The organism is Achromobacter sp. CF-sbj1-Ac2-l (assembly GCF_052698165.1).
Genome location: NZ_CP199855.1, coordinates 2,428,560 through 2,441,015, shown reverse-complemented (window position 1 = coordinate 2,441,015; position 12,456 = coordinate 2,428,560). Strand labels below are relative to the sequence as shown.

General features: G+C 67.8%; 9 protein-coding genes. 5 read left to right on the top strand and 4 right to left on the bottom strand.

Annotated features, from left to right (window positions below; genetic code table 11):
• The first annotated feature begins 18 nt into the window (after nt 1-18).
• Both folD and ACUDCK_RS11150 read left to right on the top strand, forming a co-directional pair.
• Nucleotides 19-870 carry a bifunctional methylenetetrahydrofolate dehydrogenase/methenyltetrahydrofolate cyclohydrolase FolD gene (folD, locus tag ACUDCK_RS11155; RefSeq protein ID WP_024068618.1) on the top strand — a complete coding sequence of 284 codons (852 nt, stop codon included), beginning with the start codon at nt 19-21 and terminating at the stop codon, nt 868-870.
• A gap of 217 nt (nt 871-1,087) precedes the next feature.
• A complete protein-coding gene (locus tag ACUDCK_RS11150; protein ID WP_054444259.1) occupies nt 1,088-3,154 on the top strand; it encodes a M3 family metallopeptidase in 2,067 nt (688 codons plus the stop codon).
• Nucleotides 3,155-3,213: 59 nt separating this feature from the next.
• On the opposite strand, the gene ACUDCK_RS11145 is transcribed toward ACUDCK_RS11150, so the two are convergent.
• Nucleotides 3,214-3,945, bottom strand: a complete 732-nt coding sequence (locus tag ACUDCK_RS11145) for a class I SAM-dependent methyltransferase (protein WP_081273498.1) — start codon at nt 3,943-3,945, stop codon at nt 3,214-3,216.
• A 221-nt stretch (nt 3,946-4,166) separates the two neighbouring features.
• On the opposite strand from ACUDCK_RS11145, the gene ACUDCK_RS11140 reads away from it, so the two are divergent.
• Both ACUDCK_RS11140 and ACUDCK_RS11135 read left to right on the top strand, forming a co-directional pair.
• Nucleotides 4,167-4,781, top strand: a complete 615-nt coding sequence (locus ACUDCK_RS11140) for an SCO family protein (protein ID WP_054504173.1) — start codon at nt 4,167-4,169, stop codon at nt 4,779-4,781.
• Between the two features lie 142 nt (nt 4,782-4,923).
• A complete protein-coding gene (locus tag ACUDCK_RS11135) occupies nt 4,924-5,175 on the top strand; it encodes a GlsB/YeaQ/YmgE family stress response membrane protein (RefSeq protein ID WP_049074432.1) in 252 nt (83 codons plus the stop codon).
• A 78-nt stretch (nt 5,176-5,253) separates the two neighbouring features.
• Here ACUDCK_RS11135 and adeC read toward each other — a convergent pair whose 3' ends face one another.
• From adeC to ACUDCK_RS11120, 3 genes are read right to left on the bottom strand one after another with little or no spacing between them, the layout of a single operon-like run.
• Nucleotides 5,254-6,744 carry an AdeC/AdeK/OprM family multidrug efflux complex outer membrane factor gene (gene adeC, locus ACUDCK_RS11130; RefSeq protein WP_175143099.1) on the bottom strand — a complete coding sequence of 497 codons (1,491 nt, stop codon included), beginning with the start codon at nt 6,742-6,744 and terminating at the stop codon, nt 5,254-5,256.
• Nucleotides 6,741-9,923 carry an efflux RND transporter permease subunit gene (locus tag ACUDCK_RS11125; RefSeq protein WP_054504140.1) on the bottom strand — a complete coding sequence of 1,061 codons (3,183 nt, stop codon included), beginning with the start codon at nt 9,921-9,923 and terminating at the stop codon, nt 6,741-6,743. Before ACUDCK_RS11125 ends, adeC begins: the two co-directional genes overlap by 4 nt.
• A gap of 14 nt (nt 9,924-9,937) precedes the next feature.
• Complete coding sequence (locus tag ACUDCK_RS11120) at nt 9,938-11,131, bottom strand: efflux RND transporter periplasmic adaptor subunit (protein WP_049074437.1); 1,194 nt, start codon at nt 11,129-11,131, stop codon at nt 9,938-9,940.
• A gap of 336 nt (nt 11,132-11,467) precedes the next feature.
• On the opposite strand from ACUDCK_RS11120, the gene ACUDCK_RS11115 reads away from it, so the two are divergent.
• Nucleotides 11,468-12,373, top strand: coding sequence for a LysR family transcriptional regulator (locus ACUDCK_RS11115; RefSeq protein ID WP_006394388.1), 906 nt, complete (start codon nt 11,468-11,470; stop codon nt 12,371-12,373).
• Nucleotides 12,374-12,456 lie beyond the last annotated feature (83 nt).

Sequence of the window (12,456 nt, the reverse complement as noted above, 5' to 3'; positions counted from 1 at the left end):
CCGCGCGGAGGGTGCCTAATGACCGCTAGGATCATCGACGGCGCCGCCCTGTCGCAGCGCATTCGCGAAGAAGTCGCCCAACGCGTCGCCGCCCTGGCCGCCAAGGGCACCCGCCCCGGCCTGGCCGTGGTGCTGGTGGGCGAAGACCCCGCCTCCCAGGTGTACGTGCGCAATAAAGTCGCGGCGTGCGAGAAGGCCGGGCTGCATTCCGTCAAGGAACAGTACCCCGCCGACATGACCGAGGCCGAACTGCTGGCCCGCATCGACAAGCTGAACCGCGATCCGTCCATCCACGGCATCCTGGTGCAGTTGCCGCTGCCCAAGCACATGGACGCGCACAAGGTCATCGAAGCCATCGCCGCCGAGAAGGACGTGGATGGCTTTCACGTCAGCAACGCCGGCCTGCTGATGACCGGCCAGCCGCTGTTCCGCCCCTGCACGCCCTACGGCGTGATGAAGATGCTGGAATCGGAAGGCGTGGCCCTGCGCGGCGCCGAGGCCGTGATCGTCGGCGCCAGCAACATCGTCGGCAAGCCCATGGCCATGCTGCTGCTGGCCGCCGGCGCCACCATCACCATCTGCAACTCCAAGACCCGCGACCTGGCGGCCCAGACCCGCCGCGCCGACGTGCTGGTGGTGGCCACCGGCAAGCCCGGCATGATCGACGGCTCGATGATCAAGCCCGGCGCGGTCGTCATCGACGTGGGCATCAACCGCGGCGCCGACGGCAAGCTGTGCGGCGACGTCGACTTCGCCTCCGCCAGCCAGGTGGCCGGCGCCATCACCCCCGTGCCGGGCGGTGTCGGCCCCATGACCATCGCCATGCTGCTGGTCAACACCGTCGAAGCGGCGGAACGGGCCGCGGCCTGAAGACCGGTCCCGGGCCCCGCCGTGGCACCCCTGTGGGTTTGCCCCGCGCCCTTCCGGGGGCCGGGGGCAAACCCACAGTCGTCTCTGGACCCGCCGCGCGGAACCGGGCGCGCCCAGGGCCGGCCCTTGCTTTTCGGCCTGCCGCCCCAACCTGATCCTTATGCCTGCCGGCGCGCTCGCTTGCTGCCCGCCCTCCTCTCACGCTATTGGTAACACCATGACCCAGAATCCCTTGCTCGCCCCCGTCTCAGAACTGGTCGACTACCAGGCGGTCAAGCCCGCTCACGTGGTGCCCGCCATCGAGGAACTGCTGGGCGTCGCCCGTCAGGCCGTGGACCGCGCCGCCGATCCGGCGCTGGCGCCCACCTGGGAAGCCGTGGTCGAGCCGCTGGATACCGCCTCCGAACGGCTGTGGCGCGCGTGGTCGGTGGCCGGCCACCTGAACGCCGTGGTCAACACGCCCGAACTGCGCGAGGCCTACAACGCCGCCCTGCCCCTGGTGACCGAGTTCTCGACCTGGGTCGGCCTGCACGAAGGCCTGTACCAGCAGTACCAGCGCCTGGCCGCCGCGCCCGATTTCGCGTCGTGGTCGCCGGTGCGCCGCCGCATCGTCGAGATGGCCCTGCGCGACTTCCGCCTGAGCGGCGTCGAACTGCGCGGCGCCGACCGCGAGCGCTACGCCGCGATTTCCGACCGCGAAGCGCAGGCCTCGCAGAAATTCTCCGAGAACGTACTGGACGCCATCGACGCCTGGTCGCTGCTGATCGAGGACGAGGCCCGCCTGGCCGGCATTCCCGCCGACGTGCGGGCCGCCGCGCGCGCCGCCGCCGAGGAAGACGGCAAGCCGGGCTGGAAGCTGACGCTGAAGATGCCCTGCTACCTGCCCGTCATGCAGTACGCGCAGGACCGCTCGCTGCGCGAGGCGCTGTATCGCGGCTACGGCACGGTGGCGTCCGAACAGGGCGATGCCCGGTTCGACAACTCGCCCCTGATCGAGGAACTGCTGTCGCTGCGCGCCGAGGAATCCACCCTGCTGGGCCTGGGCACCTTCGCCGCGCTGCGCCTGCAGACGCGCATGGCGCGCGACGCCAAGGAGGTCACCACCTTCCTGCGCGACCTGGCCGCCCGCGCCAAGCCCTACGCCCAGCGCGACCTGGCCGAGCTGAAGGCCTACGCCGCGGCCGAACTCGGCCTGGCCGAATTGCAGCCGTGGGACGTGGCCTATGCTTCCGAGCGCCTGCGCGAGTCGCGCTACGCCTACTCCGAAGACGAGGTGAAGCAGTACTTCACCGAGCCGCGCGTGCTGGCCGGCCTGTTCGAAGTGATCGAGACGCTGTTCGACGTGCGCCTGGCCGAAACGCCGGTGTCGTCGTGGCATGCCGATGTGCGCGGCGTGCGCGTCGAAAGCCCCCAGGGCGACCTGATCGGCTACCTCTACCTGGACCTGTACGCCCGCGCCGGCAAGCAGAGCGGCGCCTGGGTCGACAGCGAGCGCACGCGCCGCGTGGTCGCCGGCCGTGTGCAGACGCCGATCGCCTACCTGACCTGCAATTTCTCGCGCCCCAACGGCGACCGCGCCGCCGTGCTGACGCACGATGACGTCATCACCCTGTTCCACGAAACCGGCCACGCCCTGCACGCGCTGCTGTCGGAGGTGGACGAGCCCGGCGCCGCCGCCTTCGCCAGCGTCGAATGGGACGCCATCGAACTGCCCTCGCAATTCATGGAGAACTTCTGCTGGGAATGGGCCGTGGTGCAGAAGCTGTCGGCCCACGTCGACAGCGGCGAACCGCTGCCGCGCGCGCTCTACGACCGCCTGGTCGCGGCCCGCAACTACCAGAGCGGCATGCAGACCGTGCGCCAGATCGAGTTCGCGCTGTTCGACATGTTGATGCACGACCGCGCCAAGGGCGCCAGCATCAGCGAAGTGCTGGCCCTGCTGCAGGAAGTGCGCGCCGAGGTCGCGGTGCTGTTCCCGCCAGCCTGGCACCGCCTGCCGCATGCCTTCTCGCACCTGTTCGCGGGCGGCTACGGCGCCGGCTACTACAGCTACAAGTGGGCCGAGGTGCTGTCCGCCGACGCCTACGAGGCGTTCGAGGAAGCCGCGGCCAGGCAGGCCGGCAACGCCCTGGGCACGCTCGATCCGGCCACCGGCGCGCGTTTCCGCCGCGAAGTGCTGGCCGTCGGCGGCTCGCGTCCCGCGGCCGAGTCGTTCGCGGCCTTCCGCGGCCGCGCCCCGCGCATCGATGCGCTGCTGCGCCACAGCGGCATGAGCGCGGGTTGATCGATTCGCGCATGATTCATGGCCCGCTTGCGAGCGGGCCATTTTTTTGGCTGGCCGCGCTAGCGCTCCCCCGGCCGGCGCGCCGATACCACCAGCCAGTTCCCATGCGCCGACGGTTCCGAGCCGGCCTGGCGCCAGAAGTGGCGGCTGTCCTCGTCCTGCGCGTGTTTCAGGCGCGCCCGGCAATAGCGCCGCGCGGGCCAGGCCAGCAGATGATCGAGCCAGCGCCCTTGCCTGGTTTCGGCCACGGAATGCAGGGTGATGTCGTGGAATCCATGGTGCGCCAGCAATTGATGCAGTTGGGCAAAGCCCAGGGGGAACAGCGCGCCTTCCGTGCGCGCCGCGGCGCTCCAGGGATCGACGTGCACACCGCGCAGCAGCGCCCGCAGGCGGACCCGCACGCGGCCCGCGTTGGGCGTGGTCAGAACCAGCGTGCCGCCCGGGCGCAGCGCGTCATGAAAGCCGCGCACCAGCAGTCCGGGGTTGGACGCCAGGTGGATCGCTTCGCTGCAGACCACGGCGTCGTAGGGCACGGCCGCGGGCAGCGGCGTTTCCAGGTCATGCACGGTCAGGCGCCGGTAGCCATTGGCCGAGGCCGGCAACCCGGCCGGACCGATGCCATCGAGTTCGACATCGCGTCCGGTCGCCGGGCGCACCATGTCGCCCAGCCAGCCGCGGTTGCAAGGCGCGTCCAGCACACGCCCCGCCAGGCGGCTGCGCAGGATGTCGAGCACCACGGGGTAATACGGAAAATAGGGATAGCCCAGCGCATGACTGGCCGCGGTGTTCATAGAGTGGCACCTCGCCGGTAACTGACAATATCCTGACTGTAGCTGTCAACAACCGTTCGCATGGCCCGATTTGCCACTTCTCCAACAATATTTCGACAAAGCTTCACAAGTGCGCCGCACGCGCCTTGCGGCGGGACAAACACCAGCGTTGGCGGCGCGCGGCCAACGCGCCGCCAACGGGTAGAATCGACGGGTTTATCCCCCAACCGGCGATGGAACCCATGCGACACCTGCTTACCGGACGCGCCTGGCGCGGCCTCTTCCTGGCCCTGTGCATGCTGCTTGCCGCCTGCGGCGACCGCAATGTCGATTGGACGCTCTACAACGTCAAGGGGCACCTGCCCGACCTGAAGTTCTCGTTGCCGGGCGCGGGCGGCAAGACCGTCAGCAGCGACGACCTCAAGGGCAAGACCGTGCTGCTGTTCTTCGGCTACGCCAGTTGCCCGGACATCTGCCCCACCACCATGGCGCAGTTGACGGCGGTGCTGCAGAACCTGGGCGACAAGGCGCGCGACGTGCGCATCGTGTTCGTCAGCGTCGACCCGCACCGCGACACGCCGGATATCCTGCAGGCCTACGTCAACGCCTTCAACAGCAACGCCATTGGCGTCACCGGCAACGAAAAGCAGGTGGCCGACCTGGCGCGCCGCTACCGCGTGGCCTACCAGATCGAAAAGCCCCGTCCCGGCGATGACGCCGACCAGTACGAAGTGACCCACAGCCGCGGCGTGTACATTTTCGACAATCAGGGCCGCGCCCGCCTGCTGGCCTCGGACACCGACAGCATCGAGGCGATGACCAAGGACCTGCGCCAGTTGATCGACCTGACTTCGTAAGGCGAGGTGCAACATTGCTGCATGGGCCATGCGGCGCAGCATGTTGCGTCCAGACCCCAAACACCAGTTGTTACAGCCCCGCTGGCGCGCGCGTGGGTAATATCAGGGCACATCGCCCTTTACCCTCGCAAGGAGTACGCGCATGAGCATCATCATCATGATCATCGTCGGCTTCATCGTCGGGCTGCTCGCCCGCGCGATCATGCCCGGAGACCAGAACATGGGGATCATCATGACCACCATACTGGGCATCGTGGGCGCGGTCGTGGCCGGCTTCCTCGGCCAGAAGCTGGGCTGGTACGCCCCGGGCGAACCGGCCGGCTGGATCGGCTCGGTGGTCGGCGCGATCATCGTCCTGTTCGTGGTCGGCCTGATCGCCAAGAAACGCACCTGACGCGCCGCGCGCGCACCACGCAAAGCGGGCCGATCGAAAGATCGGCCCGCTTTTTTTCGCTGTCGGACTGCCCGGGGATCAGCCCCGCTGGCCGTTGGCGGCGGGCGCGGCGTCCGGCGCCGGCTGCGCCGCCGTGACGGTGCGCTCGGTCCAGCCGCCGCCCAGCACCTTGTACAAGGTGACCAGGTTCGACAGCCGCGCCAGGCGCGTATCGACCAGCGCCTGCTGCGCGGTATAGAGCGAACGCTGCGAATCGAGCACCGTCAGGTAGTCGTCGATGCCCTGGCGGAAGCGCTGCTCGGACAGGTCATAGGCGCGCTGGTTGGCGGCCACCAGCAGTTGCTGCGCCTGGATCTGCTCGTCCAGCGTGCCGCGGCCGGCGAGCGCGTCGGCCACTTCGCGAAATCCCGTCTGGATCGTTTTCTCGTACTGCGCGACCTGGATGTTCTTCTGCACCTTGGCCAGGTCCAAGCCCGCCAGCAGCGAGCCGCCGGCGAAGATCGGCACCGTGATCTGCGGCACGAAGCTCCAGGCGCCCGAACCCGCGTTGAACAAGCCGCCCAGGCTGGCGCTGGCGGTGCCGGCGTTGCCCGTCAGGCTGATGGTCGGAAAGAATGCGGCGCGGGCCGCGCCGATGTTGGCATTGGCGCCCTTGAGCTGGTGCTCGGCGGCGCGGATGTCCGGACGGCGCGCCAGCAGCTCGGACGGCAGGCCGGCCGGCAGCGCGGTCGGCAGCATGCCGTCGTCAAGCTTGACGGCGTTGTCCAGCGCCGCCGAGATCTCCGGCGACAGCGGCTGGCCCACCAGCAGCACCAGCGCGTTGCGGTCCTGCGCGGCCTGGCGCGTGTACTGCGACAGGTTGCGCTGGGCGGTGCGCAGCGACACTTCGGCCTGGCTCAGGTCGAGCGCGGTGGACAGGCCCTGGTCGTAGCTCTGCTTGGTGAGCTTGTAGGAATCATCCTGGCTCTTGAGCGTGTCGCGCGTCAGGCTCAGCAACTCCTGGTCGGCGCGCAGCGTCAGGTAGGCGTTGGCCACTTCGGCGATCAGCGTCAGTTGGGTCGCGGTGCGGGTTTCGTCCAGCGCCAGGTACGATTCCAGCGCCTTGTCGCTCAGGCTGCGGATGCGGCCGAACAGGTCCAGCTCCCACGAGGACAGCGCGGCGCCGACCTGGTAGTTGTGGCTGGTGGTGGCCTGGCCGCTGGGCGACAGGTCGGCCGGCGTGCGCTGGGCGGTTTCCTTGCCGGCGATGCCGACGCTGGGCAGCAGGTCGGCGCGCTGGATGCGGTACTGGGCCCGCGCGGCCTCGACGTTCAAGGCCGCCACGCGCAGGTCGCGGTTATTGGCCAGCGACTGCTCGATCAGTTGCTGGAGCAAGGGATCGGCGAAGAAGTCGCGCCAGCCGATGTCGGCGGTGGCCACCGGACCGGCGGCATCGGCCTTGTAGGCCGGGCCGGCCGGATAGGCCGCCGAGACCGGCGCGTCGGGCCGTTCGTAGGTCGGGGCCAGCGAGCAGCCCGCCAGGGCCGCCGCCAGGGAAAGGGAAACCAGGGTTCTCATCTGCAGCTTCATTGCGGTTTTCCTTCGACGGACACGTCCTGCGCGTCGTTGGCGCTGGGGTCGTGCGGATCGCGTCGCGCGCTCATGCGTTCCACCTTGAACAGGCGCAGCATGATCACGAAGAACGCGGGGACGAAGAAGATGGCCAGGAAGGTCGCGGTCAGCATGCCGCCGATCACGCCCGTGCCGATGGCGTTCTGGCTGCCCGAACCGGCGCCCGAGGAGATCGCGAGCGGCACCACGCCCAGGATGAACGCCAGCGACGTCATCAGGATCGGGCGCAGGCGCTGGCGGGCGGCGTGGATCGCCGATTCCGTCAGGCTCGCCCCGGCCTCGTAGTGCTCCTTGGCGAACTCCACGATCAGGATGGCGTTCTTGGCCGCCAGCCCGATCGTTGTCAGCAGGCCCACCTGGAAGTACACGTCGTTGGACAGGCCGCGCAGCAGCGTCGCGCCCAGCGCCCCGATGATGCCCAGGGGCACCACCAGCATGACCGCGGACGGAATCGTCCAGCTTTCATACAGCGCCGCCAGGCACAGGAACACCACGATCAGCGAGATCGCGTACAGCGCCGGCGCCTGGGCGCCCGACAGGCGTTCTTCGTACGACATGCCGGTCCACTCGAAGCCCACGCCGGTGGGCAGCTTGCTGGCGATGCGTTCCATCTCGTCCATGGCCGCGCCCGAGCTGTAGCCCGGCGCCGCGCCGCCCTGGATGTTGTACGAAGGCACGCCGTTGTAGCGGTTCAGCTTCTGCGGGCCGAAGCTCCAGGTGGCCTTGGCGAACGCCGAGAACGGCACCATGTCGCCATCCTTGTTGCGCACGTACCATTTGTCCAGGTCTTCGGGCAGCATGCGGGCCGAGGCCTCGCCCTGCGCGAACACCTTCTTGACGCGGCCGCGGTCGATGAAGTCGTTGACGTACGACGAACCCCAGGCGGTGGACAGCGTGCTGTTGATGTCCGACACGGCCACGCCCAGCGCGCGCGCCTTTTCGCGGTCGATGTCGAGCTGGTACTGCGGCGCGTCCTCGATGCCGTTGGGGCGCACGCCCTGCAGGATCTTGCTCTGCGCCGCCTCGCCCAGCAACTGGTTGCGCGCGGCCAGCAGTTTTTCATGGCCCACGCCGGCGCGGTCCATCAACTGGAAGTCGAAACCGTCGACGTTGCCCAGTTCCATCACCGAAGGCGGCGGCACCACGAACAGTTGGGCGTCGCGCTCGGTCTTGCGGAAGTGCGCATTGGCGCGCGCCGCCACGGCGGCCGCCTTGAGATTGGCGGCGCCGCGGTCTTCCCAGTCGCGCAGCTTGATGAACAGGATCGAGGCATTCTGGCCGCGGCCGCCGAAGTTGAAGCCGTTGACCGCGAACACCGAGGTGACGGCATCCTTCTCTTCGGTCAGCAGGTAGTTGGTGGCCTCGTCGATGACGGCCTTGGTGCGCTCGGCGGTGGCGCCGGCGGGCGTCTGGATCTGGGCGAACAGGATGCCCTGGTCCTCGGCTGGCAGGAACGCGGTCGGGATGCGGGTGAACAGCCAGCCCATGGCGATGACGATGGCCAGGTACACCACCATCAGGCGCTTGGTGCGGCCCAGGCCGCGCGCCACGGTATTGGCGTAGGCGTGGCTGCTGCGGTCGAAACTGCGGTTGAACCAGCCGAAGAAGCCGCGCTTGGTGCCATGGTGGCCCTTCGGGATGGGCTTGAGCAGCGTGGCGCACAGCGCCGGCGTGAAGACGATGGCGACGATCACCGACAGCACCATCGAGGACACGATGGTGATGGAGAACTGGCGATAGATCACGCCAGTCGAGCCGCCGAAGAACGCCATCGGGATGAACACCGCGGCCAGCACCATGGCGATGCCGATCAGCGCGCCGGTGATCTGGGTCATGGACTTGCGCGTGGCCTGCTTGGGCGTGAGGCCCTCCTCGGCCATCACCCGCTCGACGTTTTCCACCACCACGATGGCGTCGTCCACCAGCAGGCCGATGGCCAGCACCATGCCGAACATGGTCAGGGTGTTGATGGAATAGCCGAACGCGGCCAGCACGCCGAAGGTGCCCAGCAGCACCACCGGCACCGCCAGCGTCGGGATCAGTGTGGCGCGGAAGTTCTGCAGGAACAGGTACATCACCAGGAACACCAGGATGATGGCTTCCACCAGCGTCTTGAACACTTCCTCGATCGACAGGCTGACGAACGGCGTGGTGTCGTACGGATAGACCACGTCCATGCCCGGCGGGAAGTACGGCTTCAGGTTGTTGATGGTGTCACGCACCGCCTGCGCCGTATCCAGCGCGTTGGCGCCGGGGGCCAGCTTGATCGCCAGGCCCGAGGCGGGCTTGCCGTTGTAGTAGCTGTCGATGGCGTAGGTCTGGCCGCCCAGTTCGATGCGAGCGACGTTGGCCAGGCGCACCTGGGAACCGTCGGCATTGACCTTGAGCAGGATGCGGCCGAAGTCTTCCGGCTTTTCCAGGCGCGAGGGGCCGATGATGGTGGCGTTGAGCTGCTGGCCGCGCACCGCGGGCAGGCCGCCCAACTGGCCGGACGACACCTGGACGTTCTGTTCCTTGATGGCGTTGACCACGTCGACCGTGGTCAGGCCGTAGTTCACCAGCTTGGCCGGATCCAGCCAGATGCGCATGGCGTACTGCGAGCCAAACAACTGGAAGTCACCCACGCCCTGCGTGCGGCTGATGGGATCCTGGACGTACGAGGCGACGTAGTCGGCCAGGTCGTCCTTGGTCATCGTGCCGTCGGTGGACACGAAGCCCGCCACGATCAGGAAGTTCTTGGTGGCCTTGGTGACGCGGATGCCCTGCTGCTGCACTTCCTGCGGCAAGAGCGGCTGCGCCAGCGACAGCTTGTTCTGCACCTGCACCTGCGCGGTGTCGGGGTTGGTGCCCTGGCGGAACGTCAGCGTGATGGACATGCTGCCGTCGGCGTTGCTTTCCGAGGAGATGTACTCCAGGCCGTCGAGGCCGTTCATCTGCTGCTCGATCACCTGCACCACGGTGTCCTGCACCGTCTGCGCCGAGGCGCCCGGGTAGGTCACCGCGATGCCGATGGCCGGCGGCGCGATGTTCGGATACTGCGAAACCGGCAGCTTCAGGATGGACAACGCGCCGGCCATCATCAGCACGATCGCGATCACCCATGCGAAAACCGGTCTATCGATAAAAAACTTTGCCATGCAAGGCTCCCTGACTACTGCTTGGCCGCCGCGGCGCCCGCCTGCGGTTGCTGCGCCGGCTTGGCGCTGGCTTCAGAGGCAACCACCTCGACGCCCGGGCGCACCATCTGCACGCCTTCCACGATGACCTTGTCACCGGCCTTCAGGCCGTCGGTGACCAGCCACTGGTCGCCAATGGCGCGGTCGGTCTTGATTTCACGCAGTTCCACTTTGTTCTCGGCATTGACCACCAGCGCCGTCGGCAGGCCGCGCTGGTTGCGCGTCACGCCGCGTTGCGGCACCAGCAGGCCGTCGGCGGCAACGCCGTCGACCAGGCGGGCGCGCACGAACATGCCGGGCAACAGGCGGCGGTCCGGGTTGGGGAACACCGCGCGCAGCGTGACCGAGCCGGTGCCCGGGTCGACGGTGACTTCGGAGAACTGCAGCTTGCCCTGCTGGGTGTATTGCGAGCCGTCTTCCAGCGTCAGCGTGACCAGCGCGGCCTGCTCGCCCTCGGCCTTCTTCAGTTGACCGCTGGAGAGCGCGTTCTGCAGGCGCAGCAATTGCACGCTGGACTGGGTCACGTCGACGTAGATGGGGTCGATCTGCTGCACGGCGGCCAGGGCCGTGGCCTGGTTGGCCGTGACCAGCGCGCCCTCGGTGACGGAGGAACGGCCGATGATGCCGCTGATCGGCGACAGCACCTTGGTGTAGACCAGGTTGATGCGCGCGGTGTCGAGCGCGGCCTTGGCCGACAGCACGTCGGCGACGGCCTGGTCGCGCGCCGCCACGGCGTTGTCGTAGGTCTGCTGGCTGACGGCGCGGGTGGCCACCAGCGGCTTGTAGCGTTCGGCCAGCAGCGCGGCGGTCTTCTGCTGCGCCTGGGCACGCGCCAGGGCGGCCTTCTGGCTGTCGAAGCTGGCCTGGTAGAGCGCGGGGTCGATCTGGTAGAGCTGGTCGCCGGCCTTGACCTCGCCGCCCTCGGTGAACAGGCGCTTCTGCACGATGCCGTTGACCTGCGGCCGCACTTCGGCGACGCGGAACGGCGAGGTGCGGCCCGGCAATTCAGTGGTCAGGGAAACCGGCTTGGTGGTGAGCGTGACGACCGTCACCTGCGGCTTGCCCGCCTGGGGTGCTTCCTGTTTCTTGCCGCAAGCGGCCAACGTCAGGGCCGATGCCGTCAGCGTAAGCACCGCCGCACCGCGCCACATCGCGCTTTTCTTGTTCATAGATTGCATTCCCGATTTCCAACTAAAAAGGTAGCGTCATACCCGCCCGCCGTGGCCTGCGCCCGCGGGGCGACCGCGGTGTCCGCCGGGCAACCGGCGACAGCAACGGCGCCACCCGGACCGCGCATCGTTGCGGCTCGTGAGGATTGACTGGGGTGTGGTTTCGCCTCAGACATTCAGGCAGGGCTTCGACGCTTTGCTGCATTGCAGAATCGGCATTTTGCGTTATCCCGCCCGAGAAACAAAGAGGCATATTGAGAAAACATCATTCCAGATATGGGACAATAAATCGCCCCATCGTGTGACAGAATCCCTTCCATGAAACGTCTACAAGGCATGGAACTCTTCGTGGAAGTCGCCAAGACGCACAGTTTTAGCCGTGCGGCGGCCGCCCTGGGGGTGCCCAAATCGACATTGTCTCGCCAGGTGGCCGAACTGGAACGGTCGGTGGGCCTGCGCCTGCTCAGCCGCACCACCCGCAAGGTGGAGCTGACCGACGCCGGCCGGCTGTATTTCGAGCGCTGCCAGCGCATCGTCGCCGAGGCCCAGATCGCCCACGAGGAACTGCAGAAGCTGGTCGACACGCCGTCCGGCCCCCTGCGGGTGAACATGCCGGCCGATTTCGGCACCGATTTCCTGGCTGAATCGTTCATGGAATTCTCGCGCCGTTATCCCGACGTCACGTTTTTCCTGGATCTTGCCAATCCCGATCACGCGCAGCGCGTGTTCCAGACCTGCGATATTTCCATCGAGATCGGCGAACTGCCCGATTCGACGCAGATCGCGAGACTGCTGGGCATGCTGCCCGCCCATCTGTACGCCTCGCGCGAATACCTGGAGAAGCACGGGGAACCGAAGCACCCCAGCGACCTGACCCGCCACGAGTGCATCGAGTTCCGCGCCGAAGGCGCCGGCCGCGTCACCCGCTGGCCGCTGAACAGCGGCGACCAGCACATCCAGTTCACGCCCGGCAACCGCTTTTCCGTGAACGGCGTGGCCATGGCCCGGCGCCTGGCGATGCTGGGCGCCGGCATCACCGTGCTGGTCGGCGGCCAGACCGCCGAACAGAAATCGGGCCAGTTGCGGCGCGTGCTGCCGGACTGGCAGTTGGGACCGTTCCCGGTGTATGCCGTCACGGAAACCCGGCTGCTGCCCGCCAAGACCCGGATCTTCATCGAATTCCTGATGGAGCGCCTGGGCGGAGACGGGCAGGCGAAGGATACCGCGCCGTTCATGAAATGACGGCGGCTCGGAAACAGACTGAAAAACTTGCTCGCGGCCGGGCGGCGGCGGCCCGGCAAGCGCGCGCCGGCGCCGGGCCGGCG